The sequence below is a fragment of the Candidatus Colwellia aromaticivorans genome, from assembly GCF_003333305.1.
GTDB classification, from domain to species: Bacteria; Pseudomonadota; Gammaproteobacteria; order Enterobacterales; family Alteromonadaceae; genus Colwellia; species Colwellia aromaticivorans.
In genome coordinates this window covers 24,905-46,629 of sequence record NZ_QOLD01000069.1, presented here as the reverse complement: position 1 = coordinate 46,629, position 21,725 = coordinate 24,905, and the positions used below count along the sequence as shown (strand labels likewise).

Below are 21,725 nucleotides of genomic sequence, written 5' to 3'. Positions count from 1 at the left end.
AAGCCCTTTTATCGAATAGTTCAAATAAAAAAACTATTGTAAACTAATTTTTACAATAACAAAGTCTTAATAATAGATATTATTAAGACTTACTAGTGTAATACATAATGTGCTTGTATTTTTATGTTACAAATCATATCAATTGATCAGTTTTTGCCGCACAAATAAAGTCATTTTTATGCAAGTCTCCAATAGAGTGTGTCCACCATGTTACCGTGACTTTACCCCATTCAAGTAAAATAGATGGGTGATGAAATTCGGCTTCAGCTAATTCACTCACTTTGTTGGCAAATGCCCAAGCTAACTTATAATTTTTGAATTTGTACTCTCTTTCTAACATCATCACGTTATCGCGAACTCGGGGTACCCAATCTGGAATTTGGTTTAGTAGCTGTTTAAATTCGCCGTCACTCACTTTTGGGGCGTCAACATGACACGCTTCACATTGCTGCGTTGATAATTTTTTACTCATTTTTATTCCTTAACTAGTTACATTCATCTTAAGGTAAAAAGTTAAGAAAAGGGAAGTAATACCAGTTTCATTAATTAGGTGATCTATTTTATACGTAGGGAAAACGGTCAAATACAAGGCATTTATTTCAATAACTAGTTGTTCTAGCTATTAAATAAATAACGAAGTAGTTGGTCGTTTTAACAAGTAGAAATGATCACATAGTTAGTGAGATTGGTATAATGCGCACAGGTCAAAAACTAACAGAGTTAAGTTTCGTAAAATAATAGTTACAGCTAAACTTAAAGAGCAAAGTAAGCTTTAGGCTTTTCGGCTGATTAGATTTTTAATTGTTGCCAACATTTCTCTTCTAACATGAGCTAACTTAGGCTTGTCTGCAAACGGAATAGGACGGCATAACTGCATAGTTTTAACACCTAAGCGAGCTGTTAGCATGCCCGCGCCTAATCCCTGAGCCAAACGACCCGAAAGTTTACCCAGTAAATCAGCACCGATCATATCCGATCCAAAATCAGCAATAAGCTCACTAGCACCAGCATAAGCCATATTAACAAACACCTGCCTGATCAGTTTTATTCTGCTCCAATATCCTAATTTTATACCATACAAGAGCGCAACTTTATTAATCATGCGTAAATTACGCCATAAAATTATCAACATATCGATTAATGCCACAGGGCTAAGTGCAACCAAAACAACGGCCTCTGTAGAGAATTTGGCAATTTCAGCCATCGCTTTCTCATCTACCTTTGTCAGTACTAATCGCGAATAGAGTTGTAATAATTCAGCGTCACTGTATTGAGCATTTAAGGCATCTTGCCACGCTTGCTCTTGCTCTGAAACCAGATCACAAGGCAAGTTTTCACTCACTTTTTGACAAAAGGTTTTTACGTCTAACGCGCTAATATTTTGCTCTTTAGTTAGCGAATTATCTGAAAGTAATTCACACGCTTGTTGTTTTAATTTTTCTCTGCATTTGAATTGTCGTAAGGTTGACCATTCACTAAACACACTTGAAGAAGCAAGCACTATTAAACAGGATAATATAACACCATAGACACTCGTAATAATTGGCGAATTGACAAAACCCATCATAAAAAAGTCAACGGTTTCAACACCAATAACACCGGTAAGTAGCGTTAACGCTATACGCCATAACCAACGCGGCTTAGATTTTGTTGCCGTTAAATTGTGCTCTAAGGTTTGCTCATTTAATAGTGCTGGTAATTCTTTTTGTTCATCTATTGGTAAGTAATCTTGATTATCAAATATCACTTGTTTGCCATCTTGGCTTGCTTTTACTTCATTAGTAACTTGTTCAATCAACAATTCACTATCAGAAAACAGTATTTGCTGTTGGTGGGTTTTTTCGTCCGTTTTGTCATTACCTTTATTCATATCATTTTGTCCGCCAATAAGAATTGTAATACCTGATCCATACGAATATGAGGTAAAGGCTCATGTTTTTCCATACCTGTAATGGGTAAGAAATTAATAAAATTAAAAGCACTTTGTTGCCAATAATTTTTTTCAGGTAATTTTTCAGGAACAGCGCCAGGAAAAAGTGTTATTTTTGCTGTCGACTCTTGCCCTTTGGGTAAAGTATTACCTTGAATAACTGATATCCTTTGCCCTTTGTGTAGCGTTTTCCCCGATGTAGTACTTTTCACAGCAGCGATAGCCAGGGTTTTCATTTCAATAGCTTCATAGTTAAGCTTATGTTTACTTTGATATATAAGTTGATCTAATAAAGAAACCATCGGGCCATGTTGCTCAGCAGTAACATGATCTGCTTTAGTCGCTGCAAATAACAGCTTATCTATTTTTGGTGAAAATAACCGAGAAAACAAACCTGACTTACCATAGCTATAGCTTTCTAAAATCATATCAATGGCTAGTTGTAAATCGGCAAAGCTCTCTGAGCCACTATTGTCTGAACAAGCATTAAGTGGTGTTAAGCAATCAGCTAAAACAATTTGTCGATCAAAACGTAAGAAGTGTTGCTGATAAAACACCTTAACTACTTGCTCTTTATACTCAATATATCGTGACCTGAGCATACCGATAAAGCTATCGTCGCTCGCATTTTGATAATCATTGCCATCAATTGTATTTAAGTTTGGAAACGGAAAGAACTCTAAAATAGGAGCGCCAGCTAACTCTGCAGGCAAAATAAATCTCCCTGGTTGAATCACCGATAGTCCTAATTCATAACGAAAAGTATGTAATAACTTAGTATATTCTTTTGACAGTTGTGCTAATAGCTCTTCATCCACTGCGCCAAAGGGATCAATTTGTCCCACTTTAACTAAAAACTCTTGAGAATGTTTATCACGTGGTGCCGCAGACAATAATACTTGTGTTTGCTCTGACCATTGTTCGTAGGTTTGATTGAGCATAGGTAAATCAAGCAGCCATTCTCCCGGGTAATCAGTAATATCTAACGTTAACGTTGCCATATCAGTGGCATATTTCAATAATGATTTTTTGGGTTGATAACGAATTGCTAAACGTAATTCACTAATACCGTGAGTAGGCTCAGGCCATGAGGGTATATCACTTGTCAGTGAAGAGATTGCTTTGTCATAATCAAAGCGAGGGATAGATAGATTTTTTTGTGGAACCCTTTTAGCCGCAATAAAATTACCGTGATGAACGGGATCGAAAAAACTTAATCGACTACCGTGACCTTCATTGATTAATTGATTAACAAGTGAAGTGATAAATGCGGTTTTGCCACTTCGACTTAACCCCGTAACGGCTAAATTGATGTGTTGATCTAGACTACGGTTTAATAATTCACTGGCTTTATTTTTTAATTTATCTAATCGCTGTTTTTTAATCATTGCCATGTTTTGTTTAACTGAATTTTAAAGAGCTTAATAATTGAATAGTTTGATGGTAATGATTTTTTTAAAGAAATAATAGCCTTAGTTTACTTTGGTAGTCATATCACTAGTCAATGTGGCCACCATAACTAGGAATAAACACAACCGTTCATGCTGAGCGCGAGGAACGAGCAGTCGAAGTACCACAGGCTTCCTTCGACCCTTCGACAAGCTCAGGACAAGCGGAAATAGGGAAATACCGTTTACCCTGAGCGTGAGGAACGAACAGTCGAAGGGCGACTGGCTTCCTTCGACTGGCTTCCTTCGACTGGCTCAGGACGAACGGAGCACACGAGAGACGAACGGAGCACACGAGAGACGAACGGAGCACACGAGAGACGAACGGAGCACACGAGAGACGAACGGAGCACCGAGGGACGAACGGAGCACCGAGGGACGATCATAGTTTATTTATCTCTCTTGCCACCGTAAATTCTGGTGACGTTACATAGTGTTCTATTGCTTGTAGCTGTTTCTCTAACGAAGAAAATTTACGGCGAATATCGTGAAAAGCCTGCTTAGGTGGTTCACCTGATTGCCACACTCTAGCCTTAACTTTAATCGATTCATTCACTTGTTCATCTTCATCATGTTTGCTAGCACTTTCATACTGTGAATGTTTTGAAGTTCCTGCTCTGTGATATTTACTGTGCTTAACTTGCCCCTTAGGATTTTTATCAAGTATAAACCAAGCGGCAACATAACCGAATATTAAGAAAGGCATACCAAACAATACACCTGACACCACTAAAATCCTTATTAACCAGGTTTCCCAACCAAAGTAATCGGCGATACCGGCACAAACACCTGCTATTTTCCCATTAATTGGGTTACGGTATAGCTCACCTCTGCGCCCAATCATAGCTTATTTCTCCAATCTGGAGTCTCCACATCTAAAATAGCTTCAAGGGTTTTAATACGATCGGCCATTTTATCTGCCGTTTCTGATAAGTCAGATAACTGGATATACTCTTCTTCACTAAGACCTTGACTAACTTGCCCTTTACTACGGTAATGCAGTACTAACCAAATTGGCGCAACGATGACCATAAAAATAATAACAGGTGCCATAATGAGCTCTTCCACGATACTTCCCCTTATTAAATACTTAACGTTCAACTTAACGCTTAAGTTTAACCAATAGTCAGATACAATGACTATTGAATACTCGCAACTAGCGACTCATAATCTAATGCTATTTCTTTTTCATTTTTGCTTTCAATGAAGCCAATTCATCATCTACCTTTTCATCTGATTCAAGTTCAGAAATTTCATCCGCTAGAGATTTACTACCTAGATCATATGCTTCAACTTGCCCTTCAAGATTGTCAATTTTTCGTTCATAACGATCAAAACGACTTAACGCATCATCAACTTTATTACTATCAATATTCTTCTTAATTTTCAAACGAGATTTAACTGTTTTCTCTCGCATAACAATCACTTTTTGTCGTGATTTTGCATCGGCTAGTTTGTCTTGCAATTGCAAAACTTCACTCTGAAGCTTCATTATATGCTCTTCTGTATGCATTAAATCTTGTAATAGTGTTTGTGCATTCTCGCTACTTTTCTTTTTTTCTATCAACGCAGCACGCGCTAAATCTTCTCGGTCTTTACTTAACGCTAGTTCTGCTTTTTCTTGCCATTGTTGTGCTTCATTTTCAAAACGAGTCACTCGGCGAGTAAGTTCTTTTTTATCTGCTAACGTTTTAGCGGAACTTGAACGCACTTCAACTAAGGTATCTTCCATTTCTTGAATAATTAAACGTACCATTTTTTCTGGATCTTCAGCTTTATCTAATAAATTATTAATATTCGAATTGATAATATCGGTAAACCTTGAAAAAATACCCATAACGACTTCCTCTTATATATTAGTTAACGCTCTTACTTATTGTTCAAATTAATGATATTTCATTCAAATTTAATAAAAACGAGTATAAATGTGTAGTAAACTTATACACTATGCTATTCATGTTTTACGCCAACGTGACAAAAAGGCTTAACCAACTGTTTTAGCTAGATTTATCGAAATCTTAAAAAATACTATTATATCGTCGATTAATAAAATACACTATTTGTTAGTGAAATTAACTAATACCAAGTCTATTTAGTTATTTCAATTTATAATGAATTTAATTGGTATCATAATTAGGTCAAGCCATGTCGCGCTTTAATAAACAAGACAATCTTCTTGGTCAATCTAACTGCTTTCTAGAGGTGTTAGAACAAGTATCACAAATTGCGCTATTGAGTAAACCAGTATTAATTATTGGCGAACGTGGTACAGGTAAAGAGTTAGTTGCTGCGCGTTTACATTATTTATCAAAACGTTGGGAACAAAGTTATTTAAAGCTTAATTGTGCTGCTCTGAATGAAAACTTACTTGAAACAGAACTCTTTGGTTATGACTCTGGCGCTTTTACCGGTGCTAATAAACGTCACGAAGGTCGATTTGAACGGGCAGATAATGGCACCCTTTTTTTAGATGAGATTGCGAATACTTCTGGATTAATTCAAGAAAAATTATTACGTGTGGTTGAATACGGCGAATTTGAACGCGTTGGCGGATCACGTACGATTACCACCAATGTACGTTTAGTTGCAGCAACCAATGAAGATTTACCAACCTTAGCAGCATCAGGCCAATTTAGAGCCGATTTGCTTGACCGTTTAGCTTTTGATGTTATTACTTTGCCGCCATTAAGAGAGCGACTTGACGACATTCTCATGTTAGCAGAGCATTTTGCTATCAATATGACGAGAGAATTAGAATTTGAAGTGTTTAGCGGTTTTACTGATAAGGCTAAACGGGCCATGCTAGAATACTCTTGGCCGGGTAATATTCGAGAATTAAAAAATGTAATCGAACGCAGTGTTTATCGCTGTAATAATCCTCATTTACCTGTACATGATTTAATTATTGATCCCTTTGAGTCGCCTTTTAGACCAACTCAGCTTATTAAGACAATAGATAGAACACAGTTACAACCAAAGTTCATTGCACCTCACCCTGAGAATAGTATTCAACAACCAGATAAATCAACCGCTAGCGACCTAGCTGATACTGAAAACATCGTAGAAACGGCCAGTCCACTCTATGCTATTAGCAATGCTTTCCCACAATCATTAAAATCATTATCACAAAACTACGAAGTTGAATTAATTAAATCAGCGTTAGCACATTGCCAATACAATCAAAAGAAAACCGCTCAAGCACTTGAACTAACCTATCATCAACTGAGAGGTTATTTAAAAAAATATAATTTACTTGAGAGGGGTGTTACTGATGATTTATCTTAAGTTTATTACAACAATCCTACTCAGCTTATTATTGTTAACTGCTTGTAACGAGGAAGGTAAACTATCATTAAGTGAGCGCAGTGTGATTTACTGCGCTGAAGGCTCACCAGAAACTTTTAATCCTCAACTGGTCACGTCTGGTACAACAATAGATGCGACCTCAAACCAGCTATACGATAGATTAATTGCTTATCAGGGCGATAAAAACACATTGAGCTCTGCCCTAGCTGAGTCTTGGCATGTTACTCATGATGGTAAAAAAATCACCTTTTATTTACGAAAAAATGTTGCTTTTCATCACACTGATTATTTTACCCCGAGTAGGTTATTAACTGCTGACGATGTCATTTTTAGCTTTAAAAGAATTATAGATACTGAGCATCCGTATCACTTAGTTTCTGGTGGAAATTACCCTTTTTTTCAAAGTGTCAGTTTTAGTGATTTAATCGACGAGATCGAAAAAATTAATGATCACACCATACGATTTCACTTGTCTCATGCTGATAATTCATTCCTAGCGAACCTTGCTACTGATTTTGCTGTAATTTTATCTGCTGAGTATGCTGAACAACTTGCTAAACAAAAGGCTAAATCAAATATAGACACACACCCAATAGGAACAGGGCCCTTTAAGTTAAAAGAATATCGCGTTGGATCATTAATACGCTTTTACCGTCACGAACGATACTGGCAAGAACCTGCACAAATTGAACAACTAGTATTTGATATAACCCCCAGTAATACAGGTAGATTAACCAAACTGCTCGCAAATGAGTGTGATGTTACAGCTTACCCCATTGCCCATGAAAAAATAATTCAGCGTGAAGATTTATCATTAGAGGCGGTAACGGCATTAAACGTTGGCTATTTTGGTTTTAATGTCAAAAAAGCCCCCTTTGATAATAAACTAGTTAGACAAGCAATCAGTTATGCGATTAATAAAAAAACCTTGCTTGATACGGTTTATCAAGGGAAAGCTGAAATGGCTAATTCATTATTACCCAAAACTTCATGGGCTTTTGATGAAAGTATCCTTGAACAAGAATTTAATCCTATATTAGCAAAAAGCCTTCTAACCCAAGCGGGCTATTCAGATGGCTTCACTATGGATTTGTGGGCCATGCCAATTCAAAGGCCTTATAACCCAAATGCCATCACTATGGCTAAGCTTATTCAAAGCGACTTAAAGAAAATTGATATAAAAGTTAATATTATTAGTTATGAATGGAACACTTTTTTAAAACGATTGAAACTTGGCGAGCATCAAAGCTTTTTGTTAGGTTGGTCTGCAGATAACCCTGATCCTGATAATTTTTTCACCCCTATACTTAGTTGTTCCGCTACACAAACTGGCAGCAACACCACCTTTTGGTGTAACCAAGAATATGATGCTATTATAAAAAAAGCATTGCAAACAACTAATATTAATCAAAGAAAAAAATACTACGCTCAAGCTATGGCTATACTTACACAAGCAGTTCCCTTAATTCCAATTGCGCACTCAAAACGTTATCAAGCGCGGGGGAACAATGTAATAGGTAACATTTTAACACCCTTTGGCGGTATCAATTTTTACCACGTAGCCAAGCGCAAATTAACCAGTAAGAAAACAGTGGTAAAGCAGAACCCTCAACGCAGAAAAAACAACATCATTAATACAGGTGTAAATTAATTATGCTAGTTTTTACTTTACGCCGATTAAGCCTATTTATGTTTACTATGTTATTATTGACACTACTGTCATTTAGCTTAAATTTTTTATTCCCTGGTGAGGCAATAATTAATTTATCAGGTGCTATTAATGCGACACCAAGCCAACTTATTGAGCTTAATGAGGCTTATCAAACTCACCGTAATTTTTTCTGGCAATACATGACTTACCTCAGCCATATAATCAACGGTGACTTAGGGTTATCAATGGCAAGCCAGTCAGATATTAGTACTGAAATAGTTAACTTACTACCCGCAACGATTGAACTCAGTTTAGTAGCACTGCTCATTGCTATGCTTGTTGGTATTCCCTTAGGCTTTATTGCAGCAATAAAGCATAATAAACTCACTGATAACTTGATTTTGTCTGTGTCAATGTTAGGTTACTCGGTACCAGTTTTTTGGTTAGGGCTATTGGCAATTTTAGCTTTCTCTATCAACTTAGGCTGGTTTCCTTCTGCTGGGCAGATAAGTTTACTATTCGAAATAGAGCTAGTAACCGGCATTCAGTTTATTGATATCCTTCTGAGTGACAGTCCATATAAATGGCAAGCCTTTAGTGATGCTACCGCCCACATTATTCTACCTGCTTGTGTTATTGCAGTAGCACCTGCAACGATCTTTATTCGTTTAGCTCGTACTTCAATGATCGAAGTGTTAGAAACTAACTATATTCGTGCAGCTAGTGCTAAAGGTTTAACTTTTCAACAAATTATTTTTCGTCACGCCATCAGAAACGCACTAATTAGAATAATTCGTCACGTTGGTTTGCAATTTGCTAATTTAGTGACCATTGCAATGGTCACTGAAGTCATCTTTAGCTGGCCGGGAATAGGTCGTTGGCTTATAGAAAGTATTTATCAAAGAGATTATACCGCCATTCAAAGTGGTCTATTAGTTTTATCATGCTTTATTTTTATCGTGCACATCCTAACAGATTTTATTTATGCCGCGTTAAACCCACTCGCTAGAGGAATTAAATATGGCGCGTGATAAGATATATTTAGAAGAAATTTTTCCTTCTCCTTTTATGCAACTTTGGTTGGCTTTTCGAAAAACACCGGTTGCAATGGTAGGCTTTAGCTGTTTTTTATTTTTGATAGTGCTCGCTATTTTCGGTCCGCTTTTAGCCCCCCACTCGCCCGTTGAAGGGCAACTAGATATGCTATTACTGCCTCCAGCATGGCATATTGACGGTAATGTAAGTTATCTATTAGGTACTGATGAATTAGGCCGAGATATGTTATCGCGCTTAATGTATGGTACTTCACTTACCTTTGGCCTTAGCTTTATCGTTGTTATTATTTCACTGGTTATTGGTGTGATAATCGGCTCATTATCAGCCTTAACTTCAGGCCTTAAATCAAGCTTCCTTAATCATTTTCTCGATGTGATTTTATCCATTCCGTCTTTGCTGCTCGCTATTATTATTGTTGCTATTTTAGGCCCTGGTATAGCTAACACTGTATGGGCAGTAGTGCTGGTCCTCATTCCTCAGTTTATTCATATTACTCGTTATGCAGTAAAAGAAGAGTCCCGTAAAGGCTATGTGCTAGCCTCAAAGCTAGATGGAGCAAGTCCATTTAGAATTTTGTACTATTCAATATTTCCTAATATTACCGATAGAATCATGGGGCAAGCAACCTTAGCGCAATCTGCTGCTATTTTAGACATTGCAACATTAGGTTTTTTAGGTTTGGGCGCACAAATTCCATTACCTGAATGGGGGGCAACCTTAGCTAATGGTTTAGATTTATTTTATATCGCCCCATGGACAGTTTACTTACCCGGTTTAGCTATTTTATTTTCCGTAGTTGCAACCAACCTTGTCGGTGAAGGTATTCGCCATGCGCTTAAACTGCGCAAGGAACACTAATGAATTTACTTGATATTAGAAATCTATCAATTGAGCTCATCCATGATGAACAAAGTATACTTGCCGTTGATAAAATCAGTTTATCCATGAAAGAAGGTGAAGTACGAGGTTTAGTGGGTGAATCAGGCTCAGGCAAGTCATTATTAGCACAAGCACTTGTCGGTGTACTAGACGATAAATGGCATGTACATGCTGATAGATTTCATTGGCGCGGCATTGATTTATTACACCTTTCAATTGAAGAACGCAAAGCGCTACTCTCTCGTGATATTGCGATGATCTTTCAAGAACCTATGGCTTGTTTGGATCCCACAACATCAATTGGAGAACAGCTAACAGAAGCCATTGATAGTGGTCAGCTATCAGGCTTTTTTTGGCAAAGAAAACAACAACGTCAATCTGCTGCAATTAAACTCCTACATAAAGTAGGCATAAAAGACCACAACGCCTGCCTTTCAAGTTACCCGCATCAGTTAACTGAAGCATTCTGCCAACGGGTGATGATAGCAATGGCCTTAGCAAGAAGACCTATATTATTGATTGCAGATGAGCCAACAGCGGCAATGGAGATTAGCAATGAAGGACAAATTTTCAGATTATTAGCCAGTTTAAACCAATTAAAAAACATGTCTATTTTATTGATCAGTCATGATATAGAAAACATCACCCATTGGACCAATACCATTACGGTAATGTATAGTGGCCAATTTGTTGAGGCAGGTACAACAACGCAAATATTTAGTAAGCCATTACATCCTTATACCCGAGCTTTAGTCGATAGTAGCCCCAGTGCCAATTTACATTTACCGGCAAAATCACGATTAAAAACATTGCCTGGCAGCATCCCCATTTTACAACATTTACCCATTGGCTGTCGTTTAGGTCCACGGTGCCCTAGAGCACAGCAAGCTTGCGTAAAAGCCCCTTCAGTGACTAATTTTCATGGACATAAAGTCAGTTGCCACTTTCCTCTTACACCACCAAGCCCCCTTCCTAAAAAAATAATAAAGGGGGATAACTAATATGTCAGAGTTACTTGAAGTAAAAGACCTCAGTAAGTCATATAGAGATAAAAACTATTGGTTTAATAAAAAAACAACCACCGTTTTAGCGCCTATTTCTTTTAGTGTTGAAGCACATCAAACGTTAGCTATTATCGGTGATACTGGCTCGGGAAAATCAACGTTAGCTAAGTTATTAGTTGGCGCAGAGCCAGCAAGTAGCGGCTGTATTTATTTAAATGGTAAAGCATTACAAAGTGCTAGCTATAAACAAAGATGCCAACATATTCGGATGATCTTTCAGGATTCAGGCACTACGCTAAACCCAAGCTTAACTATTTTACAATTACTTGATGAGCCGTTAAAACTCAATACGCCCTTTGATGAAGTACATCGAAAAGATCTTATTCGCACCACATTACAAAAAGTAGGTTTATTGGGCGATCATATGAATTTTTATCCTCATATGTTCTCTGGAGGTCAAAAGCAGCGCATTTCGCTTGCTAGAGCGATTATATTAAAACCTCAAGTAATAATACTCGATGAAGCATTGGCATCATTAGATCCGTCATTACGTTCACAAATGATTAACTTGTTGTTAGACCTGCAATACCAGATGGGCTTAGCTTATATTCTAATTTCCCATAACCTAGGCATCATTCGCCATTTTAGTGACGACATTATGGTGTTATCGCAAGGGGAAGTTGTTGAGTCAGGTAAAACTCGTGATGTGATGACTAATCCACAACATAAAGTAACTCAAAAACTACTGCGGAATCATAGTTTTCAACTAACACCTAAAAAATGATGATCTGAAGAAAATGGTTCTTAAAAGATATACTATAAAATAAGTAGCGGGTTTAAAAATCCGCTACTTATTTTATCAGTATTTAATAGTTTGTCGGTTCAGCTACTTTACCATGGGTAATTTCAGCGCCAATTTTTAATGAATCAACATAGCTTTTATAAGCAGATTGGGCTAATTGAGAGGTTTGCTGCTGAGCAAGCTGTGGAGTCGCAATCGAATCAACCACATTAACCGCCTGTACCTCTACTAAAGCTAAATCTCCATTACTTAGTGCGACTGTCGATGCGGAAATAGTCCCTTCTGTAGGGTGAGGTAATACAAATGCTTCACGAGTAATACTTTGATCTAAATCTGCACTATAACGCCCAACATTTTCTTTTGCGGTAAAGCTAACATAATGCTTAGTTAACTCTTCTGTAATATCATTACCTGCTTTAAATTGCACCAAAAGTGCTTGAATCGTACTTTGTGCTTTTTCAGTCGCCTTTTGTGCCACTAATATTTTTTCTATTTGCGCTTGTACTTCCACTAACGGCTTAACATTTGCTTCTTGGTAGGTATTCAAACGTAATACTAAGGCTTCATTATCATTCAGCTCTATAATATCGGAGTTCATATTATCTTGTAAAACCAAATCAGAAAAAGCGGCTTCAAGCACTTTAGGATTATTAAAAGGCGCTTTACTATTAGTATTTAATCCCGAATTAGCTAACCAAGTTGATGTTTCTATCGTAGTATTCACTTCACTAGCGGCATCTTCGAGGCTGTCTGGAAACTCAAAGCTTACACGTGCCATCTCTTGAGTTTGTGTATAAAATTCCTCTTGTGCTTTATCATTACTCACTTTAGCCAGTAATTCAGTTTTAACATCAGCTAAACTTTGAATCACTTGTGTTTTAAGCTCTGTCAATTTAATAACATGGTAACCAAAACTCGTTTTGACTAGTTCGGTGATATCTCCTACTGTTGTTAATGCAAAAGCTGCAGTATCAAAACTTGACTCCATTACGCCAACTTCAAGGAAATCTAAATCACCACCATTTTCACCACTAAAAGTATCATTTGATAACTCTTTAGCAAGCTCTGCAAAGTCTTCTCCTTGAGCAATACGAGCTAACACAGTTTCAGCTTGTGTTTTGGCTGTGGCTTCACTATTACTATCACCCTCAGTAAACTCTATAAGTATATGTGAAACACGACGTTGTTCCGCTTGAGTAAAACTGGCGATATTATCTTGATAATAGCTAGCAACTTCCTCATCGCTAACTTGGATGTTTTTGGCTATATCAGCAATACTTAGACGGATATAATCTACTTTTACTTGTTCTTTATTTTCAAAACGTATTTGATTAGCTTGATAGTAAGTTTTAATTTCTTCTTCACTAACATCAATACCGGCTTCGAATTGTTTTGCTGAAATAGTTGCAAAACGAATATCACGGGTTTGATTTTGCAAAGCCAGTTGTAATTTTTCTTGGTAAGGTAAGTTGAACTCTGTAGAAACAAGCGCTTGAGATAGTTGACGACGAGTCATTTCAACACGTAAATAATCTCGAAAATTTGATGATTGGAAAAAACCAGATTGGTTAATAATAGCCAAGTAGCGGTTATTATCAAAAACACCATCAACTTGAAATTCAGGCATTTCTCTTATCGTTTTTTTAAGTCGCTCATCTGATACACGAATAGCAAGACTTTCTGCACTTTGATCGATTAATCGTTCATTAATTAGATTATCTAAAACACCTTGGCGAAAATTAGCCATATAGTTACTATCATTAGATAAAGTATCGAACATATCCCCAAATTGTTGTGCCATACGGTTACGTTGCGATTGATAAGCTTTATTGAATTCTTGTTGACTAATTTTTTCGCCATTAACCGTCGCAATAGAAGTATCAGTCGAATTAGTGTAACTACCAAGACCAGCAACAGCAAAAGTTAATATAATAAGGCCAAGAATAATTTTGGCTGTCATGCCCTGCGAGCTTTCTCGAATATTTTCTAACATCTTTATCTCATTTATTTAAGGTATAGCCAATAAAACCGATCTCTATAATATCGAGAGTTCAGGCTATAATTTTTTATTGCTCGCGATTTTAGCAGATGCAGACCATCGCTTGAAGTGCAAGATTCATTTTATTTTTTCAACTGTTCACCTGCTGTCTTCCTCATAGTGTTTTAATTAAGGAACTCTGGATTGATGTAGAATACTCTGTACTAGAGATTTACGGAATAACTACGCTTTCAGAGGAAGGTGAATAGGCATTATTTTTAGTCTATTTAAATAGGCTAACAGTAAAAGACCACCTTTAGGTGGTCTTTAAATATATTTTTAATATAAAAACTGCTAAAAGCAATTAATCAAATATTAGTCATTACAAGCATCTTTTAATGCTTTACCTGCTTTAAATGCAGGAATTTTAGCAGCCGCTATTTGAATAGTAGCGCCTGTTTGTGGATTACGGCCAGTACGTGCTGCACGGTCACGTACAGAGAAAGTACCAAAACCAACTAAAGCAACTTGCTCACCATTTTGTAACTCTTCAGTTACAGCACCAATAAATGAATCTAATGCGCGACCAGCAGCAGCTTTTGAAATGTCTGCGCCTTCAGAAATTTTCTCGATAAGTTGAGATTTATTCACAGTGTATACCCCTTCAATTGTTATTATTACAACGCTATTTTTACTTCCCTCAATAAGGGGTTTAATAAAAGCTCGTCCTGTAGAAATTATATACTCTAGGTAAAATCATTTCTTTTGTTGAACTTCAAGCGTAGAGTTTAGAAAAATACTTTGTGCTAGCTCTCCTAAATATATTGCTTTATGCATGATATACAAGGGGTCTAGCGATATAAGCGTAGTTAACTTACCATAGTTTCAACGTTTGAAAAGCCTTAATTACTATTTTTCACAAGTTTTTTGACTTTTTTAACCTTTTTTAACCTTTTTTAATGATTTATATCAAAAAGCAACTTTTCTCGTATAAAAATCACTCTGCTTGCCATTGCTCTACTGGGTGCTCAAGCGCCAGTTTCAGTACCTCATCTATCCATTTTACTGGGTGAATAGATAAATCAGCTTTAACATTTTCAGGTATTTCTTTTAGATCACGTTCATTTTCATGAGGAATAATGACCGTTTTAATGCCACCACGATGCGCTGCTAATAACTTTTCTTTTAAACCACCAATAGCCAAAACTTCACCGCGTAAGGTAATCTCACCTGTCATGGCAACGTCTGCTCTTACCGGATTACCGGTTAAACTTGAAACGAGTGCAGTACACATTCCTACACCAGCACTTGGTCCATCTTTTGGTGTTGCCCCTTCCGGTACATGAACATGAATATCACGTTTTTCATAAAAATTTTCATTGATACGCAACTTTTTCGTTCTGCTTCGCACTACAGTCATCGCCGCTTGAATCGACTCTTGCATTACGTCACCTAAAGAGCCCGTATAGGTTAATTTACCTTTACCAGGTACTGAGGCTGTCTCTATCGTTAATAATTCACCACCCACTTGTGTCCATGCTAAACCGGTTACTAAGCCCACACGATTCTCATCATCGGCTTTACCATAATCAAATCGTTGTATGCCTAAAAATTCATCTAAATTGTCTTGATTGATAACAACACTTTTCAGTTTATTATCTAATAAAATGGATTTAACTGCTTTACGGCATAATTTAGATATCTCACGTTCAAGATTACGTACCCCTGCTTCTCGAGTGTAATATCTAATAATTCCAATAATAGCACTGTCTTCAATTGTTATTTCTTTGCTCTTTAGACCATTACGCTTAATTTGTTTATCTAGTAAGTGATTACGAGCAATATTTAGTTTTTCATCTTCGGTATAACCCGATAAACGAATAACTTCCATACGGTCAAGTAATGGCCCAGGAATATCCATACTATTAGACGTAGCGACGAACATAACATCAGATAAGTCATAATCAACTTCTAAATAATGATCATTAAAAGTGGTGTTTTGCTCAGGATCTAACACTTCAAGTAAAGCAGAAGCAGGATCGCCACGCATGTCTGAAGCCATTTTGTCAATTTCATCTAATAAGAACAGTGGGTTTTTTACCCCAACTTTCGACATTTTTTGAATTAACTTGCCAGGTAATGAACCGATATAAGTACGGCGATGACCACGAATTTCAGCTTCATCACGCACACCACCTAGCGCCATACGAATATATTTACGCCCTGTAGATCTAGCAATAGATTGGCCTAATGAGGTTTTACCAACTCCTGGAGGACCGACTAAACAAAGAATAGGACCTTTTAACTGGCTAACGCGCTGTTGTACGGCAAGATACTCTAGAATGCGCTCTTTTACTTTATCTAGACCATAATGGTCTTTATCTAACACTTCTTGTGCTAACGCTAGGTTACGCTTTAATTTGCTACGTTTTTTCCATGGTACATTGATCATGCAATCAATATAACTACGCACTACTGTCGCTTCAGCTGACATTGGTGACATCATTTTCAATTTTTGTAATTCGGCCAACGTTTTATCTTTTGCTTCTGCCGGCATTTGAGCTTCATCAATACGCTTAGCCATAAGTTCAAGCTCGTCTGGTGTTTCATCACCTTCATTAAGCTCTTTTTGAATGGCTTTCATTTGCTCATTCAAATAATACTCGCGTTGACTTTTTTCCATTTGCTTTTTAACGCGCGTTCTAATTTTTTTCTCTATTTGTAATAAATCAATTTCACCTTCCATCAGCGCCATTAAATGCTCTAAACGTTTAGAAACATTAATGATTTCTAATATTTTTTGTTTATCGCCAAGCTTTAACGGCATATGAGCAGCCATGGTATCAGCTAACTGCTGAGCATCGTCAATACCTGAAACCGAGGTGAGTACCTCTGGTGGAATTTTTTTATTAAGTTTTACATAACCTTCAAATTGTGAGATGGCAGAGCGAATTAATACTTCGGTATCATCTTCTGAATCACCTTCAATTGGTAAGTATTCAACATTTGCACTAAAGTATTCTTGCGTTTCAACAAATGCTGTCACCCGTGCACGCTGTACTCCTTCAACTAACACTTTTACTGTGCCATCTGGAAGTTTTAACATTTGTAAAATAGTCGCTACTGTACCTACTTCATAAACATCATTGGCTTGAGGGTCATCAATAGCAGCATCTTTTTGTGCTACCAAAAATACTTGCTTGTCATTTTCCATGGCAAGATCTAAACAACGAATAGATTTTTCTCGACCAACAAATAAAGGAATAACCATTTGTGGGTAAACGACAACATCTCTTAAGGCAAGTACGGGAATTTCAACTACACCAGATAATTCTTCGGTCATGTGAGTCTCTTTAAAAAGTGTTATAAATTACTGATTAGAAAGTATATGGGGATAAATAAAGAAGTTACAAGCAATAAAAATAAGTTTCTATAGCTGAGGTAGAAACAAAAAAGAGCCACAAGGGCTCTTTAAATTCAAACAGTAATTATATACTCATATCGCTTACTCGGAAGCAGCTTGATCCTGCTTGCTATCGTAAATAACCAAGGGTTTAGATTCACCTTTTATCGTTGTTTCATCAACAACTATTTTACTCACATTTTCCATTGATGGTAGTTCATACATAGTATCGAGTAATACCGCTTCAACAATCGAGCGTAAACCACGAGCCCCTGTTTTTCTATCCATCGCTTTTTTAGCGATTGCGCGTAATGCATCTTCTCTAAACTCTAATTCAACTTCTTCCATATCAAATAATGCGACAAACTGTTTGGTTAATGCATTTTTAGGCTCTTGTAGAATTTGAATTAATGCAGATTCATCTAATTCACGTAAGGTTGCAAGAACAGGTAAACGACCGATAAACTCAGGAATCAAACCATACTTAACCAAATCTTGAGGTTCAACTTCCTCTAAGCGCTCTGTTAAAGTTACTTCTTCATCTTTACCACGTACTTCAGCTCCAAAACCAATACCTGTTCCGGTTTGGCAACGTTGCTCAATCACTTTATCAAGGCCAGAAAACGCGCCACCACATATAAAGAGTATTTTAGAGGTATCAACTTGTAAAAATTCTTGTTGAGGATGCTTACGTCCGCCTTGTGGCGGTACAGAAGCAATAGTACCTTCAATAAGTTTTAACAATGCTTGTTGAACGCCTTCGCCTGATACATCACGAGTAATTGAAGGGTTGTCTGATTTACGAGAAATTTTATCTATTTCATCAATGTAAACAATACCGCGTTGAGCTTTTTCAACATCATAATCACATTTTTGTAACAATTTTTGAATAATATTCTCTACATCCTCACCTACATAACCTGCTTCAGTTAGTGTCGTAGCATCTGCCATAGTAAAAGGCACATCAAGCAAACGAGCTAACGTTTGCGCCAATAAGGTTTTACCTGAGCCAGTTGGACCGATTAATAAAATATTACTTTTACCTAGCTCAACACCATTATGCGAGTCACCATTACGTAAACGTTTATAATGGTTATAAACCGCAACGGCTAATACTTTTTTCGCGTGATCCTGACCAATAACATAGTCATCTAAGCTTTCACGTATTTCTACTGGAGAAGGTAATGCTTCTTTTTCTTCTTTGGGTGAAATCTCTTTGATTTCTTCACGAATAATGTCATTACATAATTCAACACATTCATCGCAAACAAATACTGATGGGCCAGCAATTAGTTTACGAACCTCATGTTGGCTTTTGCCACAAAATGAGCAGTAAAGTAACTTACCATTGTCACCGTCGCCACTTTTAATATCCGTCATGCCCTACCTCTAAATATCTTAATACTGTTAATTAGCTACAAACTGTTTATATAAACTAAGTATAGTAGTAATTTTATCATTTTTTCAGTACACCCTTTTTTTATAAAATGGTGTATTTAAAAAGTTTAACTGTTTCTTTGTTCTAATATGGAGTCAACTAAACCATATTCAACTGCACTTTCTGCACTTAAAAAATTATCTCGATCAGTATCTTGAGATACTTTCTCTAAAGACTGTCCGGTATGTTCAGCCATTAAACGATTTAGCTTATCTTTAATATACAAAATCTCTTTTGCATGAATTTCAAAATCTGATGCTTGACCTTGAAAACCACCAAGTGGTTGATGAATCATTACGCGGGCATTAGGTAAACAATAACGCTTACCTTTGGTACCACCAGAAAGTAAAAATGCGCCCATGCTTGCGGCTTGACCAATACAAACAGTACTTATATTCGGCTTAATAAATTTCATGGTATCGTAAATTGCCATACCCGCTGTTACCGAGCCACCAGGCGAGTTGATATAAAGAAATATGTCTTTATCTGGACTTTCTGATTCTAAAAACAATAATTGGGCAATGATTAAATTCGCCATGTGATCTTCAACTTGACCACATAAAAAGATAACTCGCTCTTTTAATAGTCGAGAATAAATATCGTAAGAACGTTCACCCTTAGCGGTTTGTTCTACTACCATAGGCACTAAAGCGCTTTCTGGGTTGGAGGCTGAACTTTGAGAATTAATTTCTGAATTAAACTGAGATGCATGTTGTGAAGTAAACAAGTGTGTACCTTCCCTAAAACCGAATGTAAAAAAGTGGCTTACATATACCCAAGTTGCTTCAAAATGCAGGATTCAGCTGGAATTAGAAACGTGTTTAGGCAAGCTATTGATTGAAGAGATGGTTAACTCCCTTCTCAAATTCAATAACGTAGACTAAAACGTTTCTAAACCAGTCCTACGGGGATTCCTGAGAAAAACATACTCATCGTTACATCTGTTTTTAAGGGAACAACCCTTAATCAAAAGATGCGCCTTGATCATGATCCGCTCAGGTATCCTGAAACTCGCATTTTGAAGTGCCTTGGCTATATAAAAATAAAATGGCCTATATGTTTCCATATAAGCCATTTAAGCTATTGCGTAGCTTTTTGTCAATATAAAAAGCGGTATTACTTACCTTCTGGGTTCATAATATCTTTAAAGCTCGCTTTTTTGCTTGATACATCAGCTTTTTCAACTAAAAAGTCAACTGCTTGCTCTTCTAAAGCAACATTTTGCATTTGCTGCATTAATTCTTGGTTGTTTGCATAGTATTCAATAACTTCTTTTGGATCTTCGTAAGCAGAAGCAGCAGTAGCAATTAACTCATCAACTTTAGCATTATCAACTTTTAATTCGTTAATTTTAATCACTTCACCTAATAACAAACCAACTTTAACGCGACGTTCTGCTTGCTCAGTAAACATCTCACTTGGTAGTTCAGGTAAGTTTTTTGGATCCATTTGGCCTTGGAAGCGCTGCATAGCTTGCTGACGTAAAACATCAACTTCTTGAGCAACTAACGCCGACGGTAAACCAACTTCATGACCAGCTAATAAGCCTTCAATTACTTGTTCTTTAACTTTAGCCTTAACAGCTTGCGTTAATTCACGTGACATGTTTTTGCTAACTTCTGCACGTAAAGCGTCAACGCCACCTTCTTCAACACCGAAAAGTTTAGCAAACTCTTCATCAACTTTAGGTAATACTGAACCTTCAGTTTTATGAACAACGATGTCAAATTCAGCTTCTTTACCTTTTAGATTTTCTGCATGATAATCATCAGGGAATGTAACTTTAATCGTTTTTTCTTCGCCGACTTTCATACCCGTGATTTCTTTTTCGAAACCTGGAATCATGCGACCCGCGCCAAGTTCAAGTTCAAATCCTTCAGCTTTACCACCTTCAAATTCTTCACCATCAACACGGCCATTGAAATCAAGTGTTAACTTGTCGCCTTTCTTTGTTATACGTTTGTTCTCTTTCCATGTTTGGTGTTGCTTTTGCAATGTTACAAACATTTCATCTAAATCTGCATCGTTAACTTCAACGTCTGGACGCTCTACTGCAATTTTTTCTAAGTCTTTTAATTCAACTTCAGGATAAATTTCAAATGTTGCTTCAAACTCTAATGGTTTACCATCTTCATTGCTTTTAGCTACGAATGAAGGACGTCCTGCTGGATTAATTTTTTCTGCAATGATGGCATCAACAAAATTACGTTGCATGAGTTCACCAGCAACTTCTTGACGAACTGATTTACCGTAACGTTTTTGAATAACTGACGCTGGTACTTTACCTGGACGGAAGCCGTCAATACGTTGGGTTTTACTCACTTGACGAAGGCGATTTTTAACTTCAACATCTACTGTTTCGGCTGGAACTGAAATAGTCAAACGACGTTCCAAACCTTGTATTGTCTCAACTGAAACTTGCATTTAATTACCTCAAAAGAAATTAGCGTGCTACGCTTTTTATAATGCACTAATGTTTACTTACTTTACTATAAAGCAGTAAAAGTGCCTTGTTCATACGAACGGTTAAAATTTATGACGCCAAATTATAGCGATACATAAAAGAACTTGCAAGAGCAAGTTTTCTCGGAAAATTAGATCCCCATGATACTTCAAGTATGCGAGTTTCAGGATGTCTGAGCGATTCATGATCAAGATACATTTTTTTATCAATGCTCACTCTCTTAAAAAGAGATGTAACGTAATCAAAGCCACTGCATGCATTTCAATTTAGTTGATGTATTTATTGATATTAATGAAAAATAAAAGAAGTATTTGTTCTGAGTCACTGCCCATACTTTGAAAATGACAGGGTTCAATCGAGAGGTTG

18 protein-coding genes are annotated in these 21,725 nt (G+C 36.8%); 6 read left to right on the top strand and 12 right to left on the bottom strand.

Annotated elements, in window-relative coordinates:
• Positions 1-133 precede the first annotated feature (133 nt).
• The 6 genes from DWA31_RS10685 to pspA all read right to left on the bottom strand — a co-directional run bounded on the left by DWA31_RS10685 (position 134) and on the right by pspA (position 5,215).
• Entirely contained in the window at positions 134-472 is a 339-nt protein-coding gene (locus DWA31_RS10685) for a 4a-hydroxytetrahydrobiopterin dehydratase (RefSeq protein ID WP_114326575.1), read from the bottom strand.
• Between the two features lie 300 nt (positions 473-772).
• On the bottom strand, positions 773-1,870 hold the full coding sequence (locus tag DWA31_RS10680) for a YcjF family protein (protein ID WP_114326574.1): 1,098 nt from the start codon (positions 1,868-1,870) through the stop codon (positions 773-775).
• Complete coding sequence (locus tag DWA31_RS10675; protein WP_114326573.1) at positions 1,867-3,324, bottom strand: YcjX family GTP-binding protein; 1,458 nt, start codon at positions 3,322-3,324, stop codon at positions 1,867-1,869. Before DWA31_RS10675 ends, DWA31_RS10680 begins: the two co-directional genes overlap by 4 nt.
• A 436-nt stretch (positions 3,325-3,760) precedes the next feature.
• Entirely contained in the window at positions 3,761-4,222 is a 462-nt protein-coding gene (gene pspC, locus DWA31_RS10670; RefSeq protein WP_210725585.1) for an envelope stress response membrane protein PspC, read from the bottom strand.
• The gene (pspB, locus tag DWA31_RS10665) at positions 4,219-4,431 is read right to left on the bottom strand and encodes an envelope stress response membrane protein PspB (protein ID WP_114326602.1); all 213 of its coding nucleotides are present in this window, start codon (positions 4,429-4,431) and stop codon (positions 4,219-4,221) included. Before pspB ends, pspC begins: the two co-directional genes overlap by 4 nt.
• A gap of 124 nt (positions 4,432-4,555) precedes the next feature.
• On the bottom strand, positions 4,556-5,215 hold the full coding sequence (gene pspA, locus DWA31_RS10660) for a phage shock protein PspA (protein WP_114326572.1): 660 nt from the start codon (positions 5,213-5,215) through the stop codon (positions 4,556-4,558).
• Positions 5,216-5,523: 308 nt separating this feature from the next.
• Between pspA and pspF the strand changes: the two genes are divergently transcribed.
• From pspF to DWA31_RS10630, 6 genes are read left to right on the top strand one after another with little or no spacing between them, the layout of a single operon-like run.
• Complete coding sequence (pspF, locus tag DWA31_RS10655; RefSeq protein WP_114326571.1) at positions 5,524-6,663, top strand: phage shock protein operon transcriptional activator; 1,140 nt, start codon at positions 5,524-5,526, stop codon at positions 6,661-6,663.
• Positions 6,650-8,335, top strand: coding sequence for an ABC transporter substrate-binding protein (locus DWA31_RS10650; RefSeq protein WP_114326570.1), 1,686 nt, complete (start codon positions 6,650-6,652; stop codon positions 8,333-8,335). The genes pspF and DWA31_RS10650 overlap by 14 nt, the downstream gene beginning before the upstream one ends.
• Before the next feature lie 2 nt (positions 8,336-8,337).
• The gene (locus DWA31_RS10645; RefSeq protein ID WP_114326569.1) at positions 8,338-9,366 is read left to right on the top strand and encodes an ABC transporter permease subunit; all 1,029 of its coding nucleotides are present in this window, start codon (positions 8,338-8,340) and stop codon (positions 9,364-9,366) included.
• The gene (locus DWA31_RS10640) at positions 9,356-10,249 is read left to right on the top strand and encodes an ABC transporter permease subunit (protein ID WP_114326568.1); all 894 of its coding nucleotides are present in this window, start codon (positions 9,356-9,358) and stop codon (positions 10,247-10,249) included. Before DWA31_RS10645 ends, DWA31_RS10640 begins: the two co-directional genes overlap by 11 nt.
• On the top strand, positions 10,249-11,271 hold the full coding sequence (locus tag DWA31_RS10635) for a peptide ABC transporter ATP-binding protein (protein WP_114326567.1): 1,023 nt from the start codon (positions 10,249-10,251) through the stop codon (positions 11,269-11,271). Before DWA31_RS10640 ends, DWA31_RS10635 begins: the two co-directional genes overlap by 1 nt.
• A 1-nt stretch (position 11,272) precedes the next feature.
• Positions 11,273-12,058: a peptide ABC transporter ATP-binding protein gene (locus DWA31_RS10630; RefSeq protein WP_114326566.1), complete on the top strand. Its 786-nt coding sequence runs from the start codon at positions 11,273-11,275 to the stop codon at positions 12,056-12,058.
• Positions 12,059-12,140: 82 nt separating this feature from the next.
• Here the strand turns inward: DWA31_RS10630 and DWA31_RS10625 are convergent, their stop codons facing one another.
• The 6 genes from DWA31_RS10625 to tig form a co-directional block, all read right to left on the bottom strand.
• On the bottom strand, positions 12,141-14,069 hold the full coding sequence (locus tag DWA31_RS10625; RefSeq protein WP_114326565.1) for a SurA N-terminal domain-containing protein: 1,929 nt from the start codon (positions 14,067-14,069) through the stop codon (positions 12,141-12,143).
• 360 nt (positions 14,070-14,429) lie between these two features.
• A complete protein-coding gene (locus DWA31_RS10620) occupies positions 14,430-14,723 on the bottom strand; it encodes an HU family DNA-binding protein (RefSeq protein WP_342766956.1) in 294 nt (97 codons plus the stop codon).
• Positions 14,724-15,051: 328 nt separating this feature from the next.
• Entirely contained in the window at positions 15,052-17,397 is a 2,346-nt protein-coding gene (lon, locus tag DWA31_RS10615) for an endopeptidase La (protein ID WP_114326563.1), read from the bottom strand.
• A 162-nt stretch (positions 17,398-17,559) separates the two neighbouring features.
• The gene (gene clpX / locus DWA31_RS10610; protein WP_114326562.1) at positions 17,560-18,837 is read right to left on the bottom strand and encodes an ATP-dependent protease ATP-binding subunit ClpX; all 1,278 of its coding nucleotides are present in this window, start codon (positions 18,835-18,837) and stop codon (positions 17,560-17,562) included.
• A 125-nt stretch (positions 18,838-18,962) separates the two neighbouring features.
• Positions 18,963-19,622: an ATP-dependent Clp endopeptidase proteolytic subunit ClpP gene (gene clpP / locus DWA31_RS10605; protein WP_114326561.1), complete on the bottom strand. Its 660-nt coding sequence runs from the start codon at positions 19,620-19,622 to the stop codon at positions 18,963-18,965.
• 389 nt (positions 19,623-20,011) lie between these two features.
• Positions 20,012-21,319, bottom strand: coding sequence for a trigger factor (gene tig / locus DWA31_RS10595; protein ID WP_114326560.1), 1,308 nt, complete (start codon positions 21,317-21,319; stop codon positions 20,012-20,014).
• Between the last annotated feature and the right edge of the window lie 406 nt (positions 21,320-21,725).